Origin of the sequence: Bacillus sp. FSL K6-3312 (genome assembly GCF_038007485.1) — a bacterium.
Lineage (GTDB): Bacteria > Bacillota > Bacilli > Bacillales > Bacillaceae > Bacillus > Bacillus pumilus.
In genome coordinates this window covers 1,594,562-1,611,601 of record NZ_JBBOXI010000001.1, presented here as the reverse complement: position 1 = coordinate 1,611,601, position 17,040 = coordinate 1,594,562, and the positions used below count along the sequence as shown (strand labels likewise).

At 41.0% G+C, this 17,040-nt stretch carries 18 protein-coding genes and 1 riboswitch; of the genes, 2 read left to right on the top strand and 16 right to left on the bottom strand.

Going from position 1 to position 17,040, the window contains the following annotated elements:
- Positions 1-74 precede the first annotated feature (74 nt).
- Positions 75-323 carry a ferredoxin gene (locus tag MHI11_RS08240; RefSeq protein WP_003215700.1) on the top strand — a complete coding sequence of 83 codons (249 nt, stop codon included), beginning with the start codon at positions 75-77 and terminating at the stop codon, positions 321-323.
- A gap of 34 nt (positions 324-357) precedes the next feature.
- On the opposite strand, the gene MHI11_RS08235 is transcribed toward MHI11_RS08240, so the two are convergent.
- Positions 358-939 (bottom strand): ECF transporter S component, encoded by a 582-nt coding sequence (locus tag MHI11_RS08235; RefSeq protein WP_012010414.1) that lies wholly within the window; start codon positions 937-939, stop codon positions 358-360.
- Between the two features lie 144 nt (positions 940-1,083).
- Positions 1,084-1,215, bottom strand: a riboswitch (FMN riboswitch).
- 287 nt (positions 1,216-1,502) lie between these two features.
- On the opposite strand from MHI11_RS08235, the gene serA reads away from it, so the two are divergent.
- Positions 1,503-3,077, top strand: coding sequence for a phosphoglycerate dehydrogenase (gene serA, locus MHI11_RS08230; RefSeq protein WP_044141087.1), 1,575 nt, complete (start codon positions 1,503-1,505; stop codon positions 3,075-3,077).
- A gap of 35 nt (positions 3,078-3,112) precedes the next feature.
- On the opposite strand, the gene MHI11_RS08225 is transcribed toward serA, so the two are convergent.
- The 15 genes from MHI11_RS08225 to MHI11_RS08155 all read right to left on the bottom strand — a co-directional run bounded on the left by MHI11_RS08225 (position 3,113) and on the right by MHI11_RS08155 (position 16,929).
- Complete coding sequence (locus tag MHI11_RS08225; protein WP_340960825.1) at positions 3,113-3,757, bottom strand: M23 family metallopeptidase; 645 nt, start codon at positions 3,755-3,757, stop codon at positions 3,113-3,115.
- A gap of 100 nt (positions 3,758-3,857) precedes the next feature.
- Positions 3,858-4,967 carry a hypothetical protein gene (locus MHI11_RS08220; protein ID WP_044141085.1) on the bottom strand — a complete coding sequence of 370 codons (1,110 nt, stop codon included), beginning with the start codon at positions 4,965-4,967 and terminating at the stop codon, positions 3,858-3,860.
- Positions 4,879-5,487, bottom strand: coding sequence for an RNA polymerase sigma factor SigX (gene sigX, locus MHI11_RS08215; RefSeq protein ID WP_340960824.1), 609 nt, complete (start codon positions 5,485-5,487; stop codon positions 4,879-4,881). The genes MHI11_RS08220 and sigX overlap by 89 nt, the downstream gene beginning before the upstream one ends.
- A gap of 201 nt (positions 5,488-5,688) precedes the next feature.
- Positions 5,689-7,470, bottom strand: coding sequence for an ATP-binding protein (locus tag MHI11_RS08210; protein ID WP_003216141.1), 1,782 nt, complete (start codon positions 7,468-7,470; stop codon positions 5,689-5,691).
- Entirely contained in the window at positions 7,467-8,189 is a 723-nt protein-coding gene (locus tag MHI11_RS08205) for a response regulator transcription factor (protein WP_003215596.1), read from the bottom strand. Before MHI11_RS08205 ends, MHI11_RS08210 begins: the two co-directional genes overlap by 4 nt.
- 87 nt (positions 8,190-8,276) lie before the next feature.
- The gene (gene ccsB / locus MHI11_RS08200) at positions 8,277-9,455 is read right to left on the bottom strand and encodes a c-type cytochrome biogenesis protein CcsB (protein ID WP_044141084.1); all 1,179 of its coding nucleotides are present in this window, start codon (positions 9,453-9,455) and stop codon (positions 8,277-8,279) included.
- Positions 9,439-11,118, bottom strand: a complete 1,680-nt coding sequence (gene resB / locus MHI11_RS08195; protein WP_340960821.1) for a cytochrome c biogenesis protein ResB — start codon at positions 11,116-11,118, stop codon at positions 9,439-9,441. Before resB ends, ccsB begins: the two co-directional genes overlap by 17 nt.
- A 1-nt stretch (position 11,119) precedes the next feature.
- On the bottom strand, positions 11,120-11,650 hold the full coding sequence (gene resA, locus MHI11_RS08190) for a thiol-disulfide oxidoreductase ResA (RefSeq protein ID WP_044141082.1): 531 nt from the start codon (positions 11,648-11,650) through the stop codon (positions 11,120-11,122).
- 90 nt (positions 11,651-11,740) lie between these two features.
- Positions 11,741-12,475: a 23S rRNA pseudouridine(2605) synthase RluB gene (rluB, locus tag MHI11_RS08185; RefSeq protein WP_044141081.1), complete on the bottom strand. Its 735-nt coding sequence runs from the start codon at positions 12,473-12,475 to the stop codon at positions 11,741-11,743.
- Between the two features lie 137 nt (positions 12,476-12,612).
- Positions 12,613-13,149, bottom strand: coding sequence for a spore maturation protein (locus MHI11_RS08180; protein WP_003216139.1), 537 nt, complete (start codon positions 13,147-13,149; stop codon positions 12,613-12,615).
- A 4-nt stretch (positions 13,150-13,153) separates the two neighbouring features.
- Entirely contained in the window at positions 13,154-13,741 is a 588-nt protein-coding gene (locus MHI11_RS08175) for a nucleoside recognition domain-containing protein (RefSeq protein ID WP_012010425.1), read from the bottom strand.
- Positions 13,729-14,880 carry a D-alanyl-D-alanine carboxypeptidase family protein gene (locus tag MHI11_RS08170; protein WP_044141080.1) on the bottom strand — a complete coding sequence of 384 codons (1,152 nt, stop codon included), beginning with the start codon at positions 14,878-14,880 and terminating at the stop codon, positions 13,729-13,731. Before MHI11_RS08170 ends, MHI11_RS08175 begins: the two co-directional genes overlap by 13 nt.
- A 114-nt stretch (positions 14,881-14,994) precedes the next feature.
- A complete protein-coding gene (locus tag MHI11_RS08165; RefSeq protein ID WP_065098324.1) occupies positions 14,995-15,474 on the bottom strand; it encodes a YpuI family protein in 480 nt (159 codons plus the stop codon).
- Between the two features lie 113 nt (positions 15,475-15,587).
- The gene (gene scpB / locus MHI11_RS08160; RefSeq protein ID WP_034661126.1) at positions 15,588-16,181 is read right to left on the bottom strand and encodes an SMC-Scp complex subunit ScpB; all 594 of its coding nucleotides are present in this window, start codon (positions 16,179-16,181) and stop codon (positions 15,588-15,590) included.
- Complete coding sequence (locus MHI11_RS08155) at positions 16,171-16,929, bottom strand: segregation/condensation protein A (RefSeq protein WP_044141078.1); 759 nt, start codon at positions 16,927-16,929, stop codon at positions 16,171-16,173. The genes scpB and MHI11_RS08155 overlap by 11 nt, the downstream gene beginning before the upstream one ends.
- Between the last annotated feature and the right edge of the window lie 111 nt (positions 16,930-17,040).

Sequence of the window (17,040 nt, the reverse complement as noted above, 5' to 3'; positions counted from 1 at the left end):
TTGTTTTTTATCGGTGAAACTAAAAAGTTTAAACCATGTGTTCCATCGAACTATTTGGGAGGTATTTTTTTAACATGGCAAAATATACAATTGTAGACAAAGACACATGTATTGCTTGCGGCGCATGCGGTGCAGCTGCTCCAGACATTTATGATTATGATGATGAAGGCATTGCATTTGTTACGCTTGACGACAACCAAGGGACTGTAGAAGTTCCAGAAGTACTTGAAGAAGATATGCTTGATGCATTTGAAGGATGTCCAACTGACTCAATCAAAGTTGCGGACGAATCTTTCGAGGGTGACCCACTTAAGCATGAATAGTATAAAAGCCCCTTAAGTAGGGGCTTTTTTTATATTAACTATTTTGAAGTCGGCGTTTATTTTCAAACCATGGACGCATTTTCACAAAAATGAAGCTAAATACGATGGTAATGATGATTCCTTTAATAAAGTTAAAAGGTAAAATCCCTGCTGTAATGGTCGTCTTGAGCGCATGATCTGATAGCTCAGGTGCGTTTAAAAACCATGTGTAAGCTGGCAGGAATAAGAAGTAATTTAAAATGCTCATCATCACAGTCATAAGTAATGTACCCATGATCATTGACCAAGCCATTCCTTTTGCTGATTTAATTTTTTTGAACATAAAGGCGACTGGTAAGATGAATAGTGTGCCTGCAATGAAGTTCGCGACTTGCCCAACTGGAACGCCGGACATACTGCCTTGAATGAGATAATGCAGAACATTTTTTAATGCCTCAACGGCAATTCCTGCACCTGGCCCATAAATTAAAATCGCAATAATCGCTGGGATATCGCTGAAATCAATTTTCAAATACGCTGGAAGCCCTGGGAAAGGGAAATCCAATAAAATTAACACAAACGAAATACTGCTAAGCATACTGGTGACGACTAAACGTTTTACTTTACTTTGATTCAATATTCTCTCTCCTTTTCGATCAAATCTTTCGAAAAGAGGATTGTTCAATTTCAGCCACAAAAAAACCGCTCATGAAAACAGGAGCGGGGAATTTAGGCTAGACAAATAAACGTGTGAAAAACCAAGTTTTCAACGTTTACGAACCTCCATCTTCTCCCATCCAGACTATACTGTCGGCTTCGGAATCACACCGAATCCTGCCAAAAAAGGCTCGCGGGCTTAGAGACTATGCTCATCACCGCCGGTAGGGAATTGCACCCTGCCCCGAAGATTGATCATTATTCAATTCGACATCATTATATATGATATATGAGCATTTGTACAGATAAAAATCCTGAGCAATTTCATCAGTTTTAAGAAAACGTAAAAAACTTAAAAATTATAATGACAAATACGAAAAAATTGGTTATCTTTTGTTTAAAGGTGTCCATTCTTTATAAAGACACCAAGAAATGTTCGTGTTTTCTTTTTCGCTTTACTGCTTTAATTTGATTGACACAGTGAAAAGGAATATGGTAAATTATCAGATATTTATGACGTTTATTTTAGGAGGAAATCTTACGATGTTTCGAGTATTAGTCTCAGATAAGATGAGCAATGATGGTCTTTTACCACTTTTAGAATCAGATTTTGTTGAAATTGTCCAAAAAAATGTAACAGAAGCAGAAGATGAATTACACACATTTGATGCCTTACTTGTCAGAAGTGCTACGAAAGTGACCAAAGAGCTTTATGAAAAAATGACTTCATTAAAAATTGTCGGCCGTGCCGGTGTGGGAGTAGACAATATTGATATTGATGAAGCAACCAAGCATGGCGTCATTGTCATCAATGCACCAAACGGTAATACGATCTCCACAGCTGAGCATACATTTGCGATGATCTCTTCTCTCATGCGTCATATTCCACAAGCCAATATTTCTGTGAAATCAAAAGAATGGAACAGAGGTGCATATGTTGGTGCTGAGCTTTATGGAAAATCTCTTGGGATTGTTGGACTTGGCAGAATCGGAAGCGAAATCGCCCAACGCGCAAGAGCATTTGGCATGACAGTCAACGTATTTGACCCTTTTCTGACAAAGGAACGTGCAGAAAAAATCGGTGTTAACGCCAAATCACTTGATGAAGTTCTCGAAGTATCAGATATTATCACTGTACATACCCCGTTAACAAAAGAAACAAGAGGACTTCTCAATAAAGAAACAATTGCAAAAACGAAAAAAGGCGTTCGCCTAGTGAACTGTGCACGCGGTGGTATTATTGACGAGCGCGACCTTCTTGAAGCACTTGAAAGCGGCCATGTTGCAGGAGCTGCACTCGATGTATTTGAAGTAGAACCTCCTACTGATAATCCGCTTGTAGACCATCCGCTCGTCATTGCGACTCCGCATCTTGGCGCATCGACGAAGGAAGCACAATTAAATGTGGCGGCGCAAGTATCTGAAGAAGTACTTCAATTTGCAAAAGGACTCCCTGTTATGTCATCTATTAATCTACCAGCGATGACAAAAGACGAGTTCAAAAAAATTCAGCCTTATCATCAGTTTGCAGGAAAGCTCGGACGTCTTGTCTCTCAATCAATGAGAGAACCTGTAAAAGAAGTAGGCATCTCTTACGAAGGCTCTATTTCAAAACTCGAAACATCCTTTATTACAAAAAGTCTTCTGTCAGGCTTTTTAAAAGAGCGTGTTGATTCGACTGTAAATGAAGTCAATGCTGGAATGGTGGCAAAAGAACGCGGCATTAGCTTTAGTGAAAAGATTTCTTCCAGTGAATCTGGTTACGAAAACAGCATTTCTATTGAAGTCAAAGGCGACCTTTCAACCTTTACTCTAAAAGCAACCTATATCCCACATTTAGGAGAACGCGTTGTTTCCATTAATGGATTTAATATTGATTTTTATCCAGATGGACACCTTGTCTACATCCAGCATACTGATGCACCTGGTGTAATTGGAAAGGTTGGACAAATTTTAGGCGATCATGATGTTAACATTGCGACAATGCAGGTAGGACGTAAAGAAAAAGGCGGCGAAGCCATCATGATGCTTTCTTTCGACAAGCATCTCGAGGACGAAATTGTCAAAGAATTAACCGAAGTACAAGATATACTTTCTGTCCGTCTGATCGACCTATAAAAAATCATGATAAACCTCATGCACATGCATGAGGTTTATTTTTTTGAAACCATTAAACGATCTCCCGTTCGGATGAGATGAGTGGTCAGCTTATTCATCTGCTTCAATTGTTCCACAGTCATCTCATGCGCCTTTGCAATCGACCAAAGGGTATCTCCTTGTTTAATGAGATATGTATTCTTCTCTTGTCCGTTTACATGTAGAGCCGGCTCTTGGAAGCGATCCACTGCAATGATTGTGAGTGGATCTACCGCATCTTCTTTGCTGACTGACCAATGACCCCTGTGCACCTCAAAATGCAAATGAGTGCCTCTAGACGCCCCTGTGTTGCCGATAATGCCGATCGGCTGTCCTGCTTCTACATGGTCATCCTTTTTAACAAAACGCTCGTGTAAATGTGCATAGACGGTTTCATATCCATTTGGATGCTGAATAAACACAACCTCGCCATATGTAGCAGATACATACGAACGCGAGACCACACCTTCACTTGCAGCAAAGATGGATTCTCCTTCTGGCGCAGCTATATCTAATCCCTTGTGCGAGCCGCCTCTTGTCCCAAACAAATCTGTGACTTCTCCTTTTATCGGCTCCACCCATTCGCTTGTTTCCTGTGCATGAGCAACAGGCGAAAAGATCATCAAAAAACAGCTGGCACATATGAAGCAATACCTTTTCATCAGTGACTCCCCTTCTTTGAGGTTCTTTTTATGACAGCTTAGTATACAGCAAGGAAGCTATTTTCTATACATCAAAAAAGAACGCAATTTCTCGCGTCCTTTAACGGTCTTTTATGACAACTGGATTCGGCAGAGCCGGCACCTCTATCGGTTCTTCTAATTCATACGGACCAACTTGATCTGTTCCCGCCTGTTGAATGGTGACCTCTGTAAAACCAAAATCTTTCGCTGAGAGCAGCAGACCTTCAATGAGTAAAATATGATCATTTGAGTCCGATAATTGCGCTGATGCTCCAAACGTAATGGTCACATGTTTTCCTTTAGACGTCACTTCTTTAATCGGTTCGTCTTTAATTAGTGGATCAAGTCCTGCATCGCTTGTACGCTTCATAGCTTCTACCGCATCTTCATACGATGAATAATGCGTTTTTGAAGGCACCAAAAAAGTCCCGCTCTTATTCTCTAAAACATAATAAGCGTGCTTTGTTTGTTTTTCAATCGATATTGTTCCAGCGCGTCCATTTGCTCCTAATTGAAGGTGAGACCCTTTGGCTGTCTTGACTTGCACCTGCTTATACCTGCTCCATTTTAGCGTTTCTTTTACCATATCTTTAAACCGGTTGGCTTCTTTTAACGTATCAAGGGACAAATCACTTTTTAATTGAAAAATAAGTGTATCTCCTTTTTCGCGAAGGTCCACCATATCCATATAAGATTGAAGAGGTTTTGTCATTTCAGGCAGCTGCACCTGCTCATATGTGTTCACCATATCCTGCAAATGATCATACTCATCCTCTTTTTCAATGCTAATTGGAACCACTTGAGAGGTTGATTCATCTATGTATGCGATGGTCATATACTTTTGCTGCTGCTTACGAGACACAACGTGTGAGGGCCCATCTGTCTGTTTGACCGCCTCTAATGTGGCGTTCACCTGACTTTTGTCAGCACTTGAATCCATTTTCATTTGCTGATGATGATCTTGAGCAGCCTGCTGAAATAAATGAGGAGAAATTAAAAACGCCATAAATAAAACCACAACGGTTGCGACCGCTGGACCGATCCATTTGGCACTTTTCTTTTTCTGCCCGCTTGCCATCAGCATCTGCTGGTATATTTGCTTAGATGAACGGTTGTCCTCCACCTTTGGAAGCTGACTTAGTAACACCTTGATTCGTTCTTCGCTCCAATCGGACCTGTTCGTTTTCATTCACTAGCTCCTCCTTCAAAAGCTCCATATGTTTTCGGAGCACTTTCAGGCCTCGGTGCTGCGTTGTTTTGACTTTGCTTTCCGAGAACTTTAGCGCCTTTGCCGTCTCCATGATTGAGTAGCCCTGGATAAATCTTAAAATGATGACAGCTCGTTGATCAATCGTGCACTGATCAAGTGCGGCATAGATTTCTTTTACATTTTCATCATGTACAGCCAGTTCGTCCGGGAGCAAGTCTGGGTCCTTAACATCCTGCTTATCCCAATCAAACGTGCCGAGTACCCGTTGTCTAATGGTTTGCTGTTTGCGAAACCAATCAATTGCCACATGCCTTGCAATTGAAAACAGCCATGTTTTCTCGCTGCTTCTTCCTTCAAAAGTTTTATATGAGTGAAGTACCCGGATGTAAACCTCCTGAACGAGATCCTCTGCCTGATTTTTATCTTTAACCATATAAAATAAAAACTGGTACAAATCTTGATGGTACGAATCATATATTTTTTGAAAGGTTTCATGCATAGGAAACCCCTCCGTTCACTTATTTTTGTCGAGTGACTCTTACAAAACGTTACATTACAACTTTATGACAAATATATTACAAGTTCGACAATTTGGAAAGGGCTTTTTGTTTAACTTCTCCTTAAAAATATGAAAATAAAAAAACACTTCTTTTTCTTTCGAAAAGAAGTGTTTCTCATGTAACAAGATTCTTCGTCAGGATTAGACGAGTTCCTGCTTTTTTCTCGGAATATAAAAGGTAAAGTGTGTACCTGTACCCGCTTTGCTATGTGCATGAATGGAACCTTGATGTGCTTCTACGATGTTCTTCACAATCGCAAGGCCAAGTCCAGTACCAGAACGCCCTCTTGTTCTTGCCTTATCCGCTTTATAGAAACGTTCGAAAATAAATGGCAGATCCTCTTCTGGGATTCCGCTTCCTGAATCTTTCACATCCATTTTCAAACCGCTTTCCACCGATTGAACCGAAAAGTGAACCTCTCCGCCCTCTGGTGTATGACGAATCGCGTTATCAATGAGATTCGTAAACACCTGTTCAATCTTATCCGGATCGAGTACAAAGTACGGTTCATCCACTTGAATGTCATATGTGAGATCAACTTGCTTTTCTTTTGCTATGCCAAGAAACTTGCGGTAAATCTTCTCGGTCAGCTCTTCTGTATCTGTTGATTCAAGATTAAGTGTAATATGGCCAGCTTCCATTCTCGCTAGGTCTAGAAGATCGTTCACAAGACGTCCCATTCGAAGTGATTCGTCGTAAATAATTTGCGCAATCTCTTTCTTTTCCTCTTCTGAGCCAGCAATATCATCTACAATCGCCTCACTATATCCTTGCAGCATAGCAATTGGAGTACGAAGTTCATGACTGACATTGGCAATGAAGTCTTTTCTCAGCTTATCAAGTCTTCGTTCCTCTGTCATATCACGAAGGACCGCAACTGCTCCCCTAACGTCCTGCTGATTATAAAGCGGAGACATGAGAAGAACCCAAGTACGTCCTTGCAGTGTGACTTCAATCATTTGCTCTTTTTCCGTACTGACGGCTGTATGAAATAGTTCTCTCGCTTCTGGAGGCAGTTCATCTCCATCTTTGATCTTCATATTTTGCTCGTAATACCATGCCTGCAAGAATCGTTCTGCAGGAGGATTCGTCATGAGGATCGTTCCATCAATATTGATGGTGATCACACCATCGGCCATACTGCTTAAAATATTGGACAAATGTTCTTTTTCTTGATTTAAGGCTGTGATATGAAACTTAAGCTGCTTGCCCATTTGATTAAAGGCGATGGCCAGTTCTCCAATTTCATCTTGCGTTAATATAGGAATCTTTGTATCAAATTTCCCTTTCGCCAGATCCTGCGCTCCCTCTTTCATCTTTCTAAGAGGATAGGTGACACGTGTTGATAAGAAGAACGCGAAAATAGTGGTCAGAACAATGGCAATTCCGGCTGCTAGGAAGATATAACGCGTCGTATGTTTTGTTGTTTGCTCTACAGCGAGTAATGATTGAGAAAGAAAGACCATGCCTTTTTTTCCGTTTGCCTCAAATGGAACACCGACGACAATTCGTTCATCTTTATGATTGCCTGCATTTGGTTCTGCACGTTTACTGATTTTTTTACGATCTTTTAGTGCTTGATTCAAATCACCGTCTGCTTCAATTTGTTTCTTTGTAATCGCAGGAAGCTTCCCGTCTTTTTCAGACGAATACCACTCTAGCCCGTCCTCTTGGATAATCGCAATACTCGTCAATTTGTCAGCAAGCTCTGATGTAATCGACCTTGCGAGCGATTGATCGTCGTGGCTTTCTAAAATGACCGCCACTTTATTTGCCATTTGCGTTAAATCTGACTTTGCTTCTTCTACATGGTAATTTTCAATAAACTCTAAAAGAAGCACGGTTAAAATAGATAAAACGATTAGGACGAGGAAGAGAATGGTTAACCATAGCTTTCCAACGACACTTTTCCACAGTTTCATTCAGCGCCGACCTCAAATTTGTACCCGACACCCCATACCGTCACGATTTTTTTCGCAGCTTCTGGTGACACTTTATTCAGCTTTTCACGAAGTCGTTTGACGTGAGTATCGACTGTTCTCAAGTCTCCAAAGAATTCATACTGCCATACTTCTTTTAACAGCTTCTCTCTGTCATAAACCTTATCCGGTGTTTTCGCAAGGAAATATAAAAGCTCATATTCCTTCGGCGTGAGACTGACTTCTTTGCCATCAGCTGTCACTCTATGCGCGTCGTGGTCAATTGAAAGATGAGAAAACACAAGTACATCTTTTGTTGTTGTCCCAGTATTGAGATAAGACGTTTGAGAAGACCTTCTGAGCAATGCCTTCACACGTAAAACAACTTCACGTGGGCTAAAAGGTTTGACAATGTAGTCATCCGTACCTGCTTCAAACCCTTGCACGCGGTTGGCTTCTTCTCCTTTTGCCGTCAGCATAATGATTGGAGTCGCTTTTTTGTCTCGAATTTGATTACACACTTCGATCCCATCTGTGCCAGGCATCATTAAATCGAGCAAAATGAGGTCATAATCTGTTTGGAGTCCTTTTTGAATAGCCTCATCTCCATTTTCAGCTTCATCGATTTCATAATTTTCACGTTCTAAATACATTTTTAAAAGGCGGCGAATTCTTGCCTCATCATCTACGACTAATATTTTCGTTTGAGTTGTGTGTTCCATTAGACAATCCTCCTGCTTTCTCCGTTGTTACATTCATTTTAACAAAAAGCCGAATCGATTCATAAAAAGTTGGCCTTTTTCATGTGATTACGCGTAAGAATGAAGCCCTGCAATCACAAGATTGACAAAGATGAGATTAAACATAATGATGGCGAATCCGATGACAGCTAACCAAGCGGACTTTTCGCCATGCCAGCCCCTGGATAAGCGAAGATGAAGGTAGGCTGCATAAAAGAGAAACGTAATCAAAGCCCATACTTCCTTCGGGTCCCAGCCCCAGAACCGAGTCCATGCAATTTGTGCCCAAATCATTGCAAAAATGAGCCCGCCTAACGCAAATACAGGGAAACCAATGGAAACAGCTCTGTATCCAATTTCATCGACTAAATCTAGGTTCACTTGTTTCACGAGCGGTTGAAGCAGAGCGCTCAGTCGTTTGCGAATGATCAAGCGAATCAGTCCATACAAAATCAGCCCCGTGCCGAATGACCATAACACCGTATTGACCTTTCTTCCTGAAAAAACAGGTGGCAAATCAACAAACGGTTCCAAACGATCTTGCGTCACAAGCTCTCCTTTATGAGGTCCAACTAGAGCTGGCAGCTCATAGACCATCACACTTTCCTCTTTATTTTTATCGACCCAATTAAATTTTGCTTCGTATCCTGTCATTCTAAAGATGGACGTGACTGCGATAAATGCAAGTGTAACAACAATCATAAACATGACGAGCTCCAAACCAAATGTCTTCTTCCCTGACTTTGTTTGATCGACATGCTTTAATAAGAAGATGACACCTGCCACAAAGCTGATCGCTAAAATGGCTTGCCCTAGTGCTGCTGTTGTCACGTGAATATAAAGCCAATTACTTTGTAATGAAGGAATTAGCGGTGATATATCAGACGGGAACATACTTGCATAGGCAATAATCAATAAAGCGATTGGAAGTGTAAATAAACCAAGTACCGACACTTGATACACAAAATATAAAATGATGAATGCGAGCACAAGCATCATGCCAAAAGCCGTTGTGAATTCAAACAAGTTACTGACTGGTGCATGACCAGACGCCATCCACCTTGAAATAAAGTAGCCAAATTGACTTAAAAAACCGATGATGGTGAGCGTAATGCCGATAAGTGCCGCCTTATTCCTGCGCGGTCCATCAACTTTCTTTTTTCCTTTAATGGCACCACCAAAAAAAGGAACTGCCGCTAAATACAATAGAAAAGCTGCAAATAACAGGTTTTCACTGACTGCTGCCATCTAATCCTTCCCCCTTGCTTTTGCTGATACTTGTTGTATCAGGCAGTTCTTTTTGATCAACTGGCTGTTTGATGCCACTGTCACTTAGTAACACGTCAAGATCAGACTTTAAACCAAACCAGTTTTTGTTTGTGTGTCCTGCCACAAATACTTTTCCATCCTTTGCAGACAGCCAAATTCTTCTATGCTGCCAATACATCCCCTGCACGACACCAATCATGAAGATGATCCCGCCTACGATGAGTACCCCAAGAGTTAAATCTTTTCTCACCGTCAATCCCGTGACGTTTTTCGTTTCCACTCGATCAAACTTCATTTTATAGAGGTTATTATCAGAGCCCTCTACTGTCTCTTGAATCGCCACAAAGCTTTTTTCACCTTTAGGCTTTTCAGGAGAAACCATTTCAAACACGAAAGCAGGATTATTTGGATTCCTTGTTTTCGTACTCGGTGTTCCATCATCGTCAAAATAAAAATCAGGGAGATAGCTCATCACTTTGACTTTGTAACCGCTACCAAGATCATATTCTGACTTAGGCTCCAGCAAATTAATCTTCACTGTTCCGAAAGATTTTTCTGTATCTTTACGAATCAGCTGAAAGACCATTTGATCGAGTTCATTTTGTTTAAAATCCACTTGATATAGTGAGAATTGATCAAACTTGAGCGGTTCGTTCACTTTAATATCGTGTTCTGATACCTGCTTCAGCTTGGGCTTTTCACCAAACACAACTTCCCCTTCACGTTTGTATAAAGTGGCATCGGTTTTATAACTTTTCACTACTTGACCGTCGCCAGCTCTTTCAATCGCATTCTCAAACACTTCTTTTTCATTTCCAGTTTCATAGCGGTCAATTGAAAACGCATTATTTTTCAAAAAATATTGACCATCTGTGCCTGGAATTGGGGCAGTTTCACCCTCTCTTACCCACAGCGTTTCATCCACATACATGCCTGGGACAAACCGGAGCATTGATCCAATGAGAAAAATGATTAGTCCAATGTGATTGACGTAAGGGCCCCAGCGTGAGAAGCGGCCTTTTTCCGCTAAAATATGTCCGTTTTCTTCTCGCACGCGGTAACGCTTTTGTTTCATTGCTTTCTTGATGCCTTCATATGTATGCTGATCTAACGTTTTATCTGTCTCACTGAACAGACGCTGTCTTCTCATAAAGCCTTCTTTTTTGATAACCCCTTGGTTTTTGAGTGCTCGATAAAGAGGAATAACCCGATCGAGACTGCAAATGACAAGGGAGATTCCGATGGATGCAACTAAAGCTAAAAACCACCAAGAATTATAAAGATCATGGAATCCAAGTGTGTAATACAGCTTGCCAAACGACCCATATTGCTCTTCATAATAGGTGGAAGCAGATGCACCTGGCGGAATAAATCGCTCCTGCGGAAAAATCGTTCCTAATGAGGAAGCAAGCAGTGTGATGACAATCAGCCACACACCCACCTTAACGGAAGAAAAAAAGTTCCATACTTTATCAACAATCGTTTTGTTGTATGTTTGCGAGCGTCTCGCACTGCCGTCATATCTCATATCAAGCAGCTTTGAAGAGTTTTTCTCTTTAGCCGCAATAGGATTCCCGCAAGATTCACATAAAACAGTACCGATTGGATTAATATGTCCACACTCGCATTTTACCTCTTTCATTCTATGACCCCTTTGGTTTAATCAAATTCATATAATCATAGATTTGACGTTCTGTCATGGTTCCCTTTATGACTTTGATTACCTTGCCTTCAGGATTAACTAAAAATGTGGTTGGCAGCGGCGTAATATCATATGCCTCTGTTACTTGACGATCTTTGTCCATGGCAATAGGAAAATTCACGCCATAGGATTCCATAAAATTTTTCACGGCAATCTTGGATTCTGCAACATTGACAGCAACAATTTCCACACCGCGATCCTTGAACACTTCATATTGATTTGCCATGTAAGGAAATTCTTGTTTACACGGACCACACCATGTCCCCCAAAAATTAAGAAAGACGCCTTTGCCTTTTAAGTCCTTTAGTTCAATCCGTTCCCCATCCACAGATTGAAGGACAAAGTTTGGCGCAATAGATCCTTCTTTGACCCGATCCTGTTTGGCAAATACTGAGTTATACATGGTATAACATAGTGCAGCAAGCATCACGAGGAGAATGCCCGTCCGTATGAAAAACCGTCTTTTTTTCATCTGAAGTACCCCTTCCCCATAGACATTCAGGTAAATTATAGCATTCTCCTTCTTTTGATGCTTCTTCATTTTTTGAAGTTTATGTGAAAATTAAAAAGCGCTTTTCCCGTGATCTGCAATTGCTCTCAGGCGCTTTACTTCATGCGGTGTTAATTCTCTGCGGTCTCCTGGTCTCATGCCTTCAATATGAAGGAACGCATATTGCTCTCTTTTTAGCTTTAACACATCATGACCGATCGCTTCAAACATGCGGCGCACTTGTCTGTTTCTGCCTTCATGAATGGTTAATTGAACAATAGATGTCTGCTTTCGTTTATCGATAGAAAGCATCTTGGCACGAGCACGTGCAGTCTTTTTATGATCTAACATAATCCCTTTTTCTAGCTTTCTAAGCAATTCCTTTGATGGGATGCCTTTTAGCTTCGCTGCATATGTTTTATCAATTTCGTATTTCGGATGCATGAGCTTATGGGCAAATTCCCCGTCATTTGTAATTAAAATCAAACCGCTCGTATCATAATCTAACCGGCCGATTGGATAAAGGCGCTGCGGGATGTCATCAAAGAAATCTGTGACAACCTTACGTCCTTTATCATCCTCGGCAGCTGAAATGACGCCGCGCGGTTTATAAAGCATAAAGTAAACCGGTTCTTCTCTTTCAAGCTTTAATCCGTTGACTTCAATTTTATCTGAAGAGCCCACTTTTACTCCGAGCTCTGTCACTGTTTGACCATTAACGGTAACTCGTCCTTCTTTAATTAATTCTTCTGCCTTTCGTCTAGAAGCGACGCCGGCATGTGCAATTACTTTCTGTAAACGTTCCATTTTGTCTTTCACCTCATGTACTATCTTACTTGCTTGACTTAAAACAAACAAGCATTCGTGGAAAAATAAGCGATTCGTCTGTTTAATTTCAGCTAAAAAGCAATTTCCCATCCATTGAAAGACAAAAAAGCGCCTCTTTAGGCGCCGCTAAATAATAAACTGACGATGATGACAGATGCAATGATTCCAATGAGGTCCGCTAACAGACCTACTTTCAGCGCATCTCCCATTTTTTTAATACCGACTGCCCCAAAATAGACTGTTAAAATGTAGAGAGTGGTATCAGTTGACCCTTGCATGACAGCTGCGAGCTGTCCGATAAAAGAATCTGGTCCATATGTCGCAATGAGGTCTGATGTCATCCCGAGTGCAGCTGTGCCAGATATCGGACGAATAAACGCAAGCGGCACCACTTCTGCCGGGAAGCCGATCGCTGTAAACACGGGTTTTAACAGTCCCATGACAAAATCAAGCGCACCAGACGCGCGGAATATCGTAATGGCCACGAGCATGCCGACTAAATAAGGAATGATTGAAAAGGCAATTTGAATACCTTCTTTCCCGCCCTCGACAAATGTTTCATAGGTCGGTACCTTTTTAATGGTTCCCGCAATTAAAATTCCTGCGATGATCAGTGGGATCAAAGCAAGTGACAGCCAGTTAATAAATGACACGAGATCACCCCCGCCTGCTTCTGCGATAGTGGAAATAGCGATCAATGAGAATGGCACCAATGCCTGAAATGAGTGTCGCCAAAATGGTTGGCCCTACAATGTCTGTTGGCTGATCTGCACCATAGGTCATTCTAATTGCAATGACGGTTGTTGGCACGAGTGTGATAGAGGATGTGTTAACCGCTAAAAATGTAATCATGGACCGGCTTGCTTCATTTTTCCCGCCGTTTAATGCTTTCATCTGCTCCATCGCCTTAATCCCAAGCGGTGTAGCGGCATTCCCGAGCCCAAAGAAATTCGCCATCAGATTCGACAAAATATATCCCATCGCGGGATGGTTAGGCGGAATATCCGGAAATAGCTTTGAAATAAAGGGACGGCACAATTTACTAAAGAAATTTAACAGACCAGCCTCTTCTGCAATCTTCATCAGTCCGAGCCAAAAAACGAGGACACTAATCAAACCAATTGAAATGGTCACTGCTTCTTTTGAGCCCTTAAATACAGCTTCGTTTACTTCCTCCATCGTTCCGTTGAACATCGCATACACAAGACCGATGACAGTGAGGAATACCCAAATTAGATTGACCATGAAGATCCGCCTATAGATGTCTGAAAGACAGACTTAAACATTTCTTGGAAGCTTTTTTGAGGCATTCGATTTCGTTTATTTTCATAAAAAATCGGTACTTGCTCGATCACCTGACCATCTAATAAAAACGTCATTTGCCCTACAACATCCGGGATGGCTTCGGCGTTTTTTTTCCACTTCTTTTGAGGAGTAAGCATTTTCGTTTCAATTTCTACTAGTTTTTTCTCATCTTCATTTAAAAAATAGTCCACATCACGTTTGATAAATGCCTTTTTTTCGTAAAAGGTTCCTTTTAATGAAGCGAGTCTTCCTTTTTCAGCAAGTTCGTATGTTTTATAGTGATCAAATGCATATTCAAACATAGAGATATGATCCTTCCAATCATCTGGCGCATTAATGGTCACAGCGATCAGCGCCGCATCCCCTTTTGCCGCAGTAGAGACAAGTGTCCGTTTTGCAAGCTTCGTATACCCCGTTTTCCCACCAGTTGAATATTTGTATAATCCGGTGACTAGCTTGTTTTTATTTTTCCAATAGCCTTCCATCGTTTTCGCTTTATAGAAAGTCGTGCCCGCAATTTTTTGATATTGTTTATGCTCCATGGCGTATTTTGTTAAGATAGCCATGTCATAGGCTGATGAATAATGATGTTTATGATCATCGAGTCCATGCGGATTTTGAAAATTCGTATTCTCCATTCCTAGTTCAGATGCTTTTTGATTCATCATAAAAATAAATCCTTCTAAGCTGCCGCCCACATGCTCTGCAATGGCAACAGCTGCATCATTTCCAGAACGCAGCATAAGTCCGTATGTCAAGTCTTCTAGGCTCACCTTCTGCCCTTCTTTTAAATAAATCGATGAGCCCTCTGCTTGAATCGCGCGCTTTGATACTTTGACGGTGTCTTTCATTTTTCCTGATTCAATGGCTAATACTGCCGTCATAATTTTCGTAATACTGGCGATTCTTCTTTTTTCATGCTCGTCCTTTCCAAATAGGACTCTGCCTGACTGTCCATCTATTAAAATGGCGCTTCTTGCACTCACCGATAATGACATATCTGCTTTGGCATGTGAGGAAAAAGGCAGTAAGAGTGTAAATAGAAGAAGGACTGCTGTTCCAATTTTTAAATAGGGCATGTTCATTCACGTCCTTGTCCGTTTTGTACAAGTGTATGCGCGGCTGAAAAAGTTATGATGCCTCGTCCATAAAAAAAAGCGTCTCTATAATGCAGAGACGCTTTTTCCTCTTGCTTATACCATTTTCATTTGCTGATGAGATGTCGTATATTCTAGCTCTTCTCTCATCGCTAAAAAATCTTTTTCTAATGAAGAAAATAATCGTTTGATCTCAGCGGATACTTCATGGTGGAAAACAATGCTGCTCTTTCCTGTATATGCGGAACGGCTGTCTTCATACCATGTATCCTTTTTCGGCGTGAAAAACTCTTCAATACATTGATGATAAATACGGTGAAGCGTCTGCTGCGCGGCTTGCTGCGGGAATGTCTGTTGCTGGCTGATTTTCCTGCAAATTGCCGCTGCATCCTCGCTGTACACTGCAAGCTTCCGTAATGTATTCAATATGTCACAATAATAGGCTTCCGCTTCAGGGTTTAATCGTTTCATACTTGATAAGGTAGCTTCGTTCAGAAAACCATTCATTTCAGTTGCAACCTTTGATAAAAAGACGCCTGCTTGATCAACTTGAGCCTTTACATTCATATGTGCCATTTGTTTTGTGTTTACCTTCCCCTCATGGCTTTATGACCATTTTATCTGACATCAATAGATGTTAGACCTAAAATCTTTTTTATATTTTACCATACATTTTTCATTCTTTTGAACTATTTTATCTCTTCAAATGTTTGATTGAAGTTTTCAAAAAATAGATCAGCTTCTTCTTGTACACCATCTGCTTCCACATTCTCTGGAAGCGGCGGTAATTCATCCAATGCCTTTAAGCCAAACTGCTCTAAAAAGGTAGGTGTTGTCCCATAAAGAATTGCTCGCCCAGGGCCATCGGCACGTCCAACTTCACAGAGCAGCGCTTTGGCTACTAAACTATGAAGCACCCGCTCTGATTTGACTCCTCTGATTTCTTCTACCTCACTGCGTGTGATCGGCTGTTTATAAGAAACGATTGCGAGTACTTCAAGTGCTGCTTGAGACAAACCTTTGGATGGGGTCTCGACTAATTTTTTCAAATAAATGCTGTATTCCTTTTTCGTCAGCAGCATATAAGAATCTGCATATTCAATGAGCTCAATTCCTCGTTCTTGTTTTTGATATTCTTCCTTTACGGCAGACATCATGTCGAGTAACGCTGCCTCTTCTACTTCAAGAACAGACATGAGCTGTTTTTTTGTTAAACCTTCGTCACCTGCTGCATAAAGCAGCGCTTCTATGATGGCTTTCCAATTCACGATATCAAGCGTCATGAATCGTTTCACTCCCTATTATATAAATGTCTTCAAAGTTTCCTTCCTGCTCTAACATGATTTGATGACTTTTCATCAATTCAAGAACAGCAAGAAACGTCACGACAAGGTGCTCCTTTTGATCATGTTGAAATAGAGTCATGAAATTGGTCCGCTTTTTCGTTTTTCTTAAATGTTTCATAATCTCATTCATTCTGTCTTCAATCGGGGTTTCTTGTCTTGTAATCCTAGATGGTGCTGGTTTCGTTATTTTTTTTCGGTTCAATACCTTTTGGAACGCACCTAACATATCATACACCGTGACATGCAGGTTTGTGTCCTTCGCTTCCGATTCTTTTGCAAATTCGCTTAAATCACTCGGAGGTTTTGTAAAGGCATTTTGCCTTTCTTCCTCGCGTTCCTTTAGTTCTTGTGCTGCATCTTTATACTTTCGGTATTCAATCAGTTTGCCAATCAGCTCTTCTCGAGGGTCCTCTTCCTCTTCAAGCAGGTCTTCATCAAATAGCTCTTCCTCTTGTTTCGGAAGGAGCATTCTGCTTTTAATACTCAGGAGGGTTGCAGCCATCACCAAATATTCACTTGCCACATCAAGTTCAAGCTCCCTCATGGTATGCACATATAATAAATACTGCTCCGTAATTTTAGCAACGGGAATATCATAAATATCAATTTCCAACCGGTTGATTAAATGTAAAAGCAAGTCCAAAGGACCTTCAAACGAATCTATTTTCACCTGATATTCCAGCATTTTTTCTCACCATTTCTACTGTCTTCTAAGTACCGTTTCACCGGCTAACCTTTAGTATAAGACAGGATAAAGCTCTCGTCCAATATAATTTCGACCATGATGTCCTAGGCG

Excerpts from the sequence above, each read along its gene's own strand:
- MHI11_RS08240 (WP_003215700.1), top strand. The coding sequence starts at position 75 with ATGGCAAAATATACAATTGTAGACAAAGACACATGTATTGCTTGCGGC.
- serA (WP_044141087.1), top strand. The coding sequence starts at position 1,503 with ATGTTTCGAGTATTAGTCTCAGATAAGATGAGCAATGATGGTCTTTTA.
- MHI11_RS08225 (WP_340960825.1), bottom strand. The coding sequence starts at position 3,757 with ATGAAAAGGTATTGCTTCATATGTGCCAGCTGTTTTTTGATGATCTTT.
- MHI11_RS08220 (WP_044141085.1), bottom strand. The coding sequence starts at position 4,967 with ATGAAAACGAACAGGTCCGATTGGAGCGAAGAACGAATCAAGGTGTTA.
- sigX (WP_340960824.1), bottom strand. The coding sequence starts at position 5,487 with ATGCATGAAACCTTTCAAAAAATATATGATTCGTACCATCAAGATTTG.
- MHI11_RS08210 (WP_003216141.1), bottom strand. The coding sequence starts at position 7,470 with ATGAAACTGTGGAAAAGTGTCGTTGGAAAGCTATGGTTAACCATTCTC.
- MHI11_RS08205 (WP_003215596.1), bottom strand. The coding sequence starts at position 8,189 with ATGGAACACACAACTCAAACGAAAATATTAGTCGTAGATGATGAGGCA.
- ccsB (WP_044141084.1), bottom strand. The coding sequence starts at position 9,455 with ATGGCAGCAGTCAGTGAAAACCTGTTATTTGCAGCTTTTCTATTGTAT.
- resB (WP_340960821.1), bottom strand. The coding sequence starts at position 11,118 with ATGAAAGAGGTAAAATGCGAGTGTGGACATATTAATCCAATCGGTACT.
- resA (WP_044141082.1), bottom strand. The coding sequence starts at position 11,650 with ATGAAAAAAAGACGGTTTTTCATACGGACGGGCATTCTCCTCGTGATG.
- rluB (WP_044141081.1), bottom strand. The coding sequence starts at position 12,475 with ATGGAACGTTTACAGAAAGTAATTGCACATGCCGGCGTCGCTTCTAGA.
- MHI11_RS08175 (WP_012010425.1), bottom strand. The coding sequence starts at position 13,741 with ATGGTCAATCTAATTTGGGTATTCCTCACTGTCATCGGTCTTGTGTAT.
- MHI11_RS08170 (WP_044141080.1), bottom strand. The coding sequence starts at position 14,880 with ATGCCCTATTTAAAAATTGGAACAGCAGTCCTTCTTCTATTTACACTC.
- MHI11_RS08165 (WP_065098324.1), bottom strand. The coding sequence starts at position 15,474 with ATGGCACATATGAATGTAAAGGCTCAAGTTGATCAAGCAGGCGTCTTT.
- scpB (WP_034661126.1), bottom strand. The coding sequence starts at position 16,181 with ATGACGCTTGATATCGTGAATTGGAAAGCCATCATAGAAGCGCTGCTT.
- MHI11_RS08155 (WP_044141078.1), bottom strand. The coding sequence starts at position 16,929 with ATGCTGGAATATCAGGTGAAAATAGATTCGTTTGAAGGTCCTTTGGAC.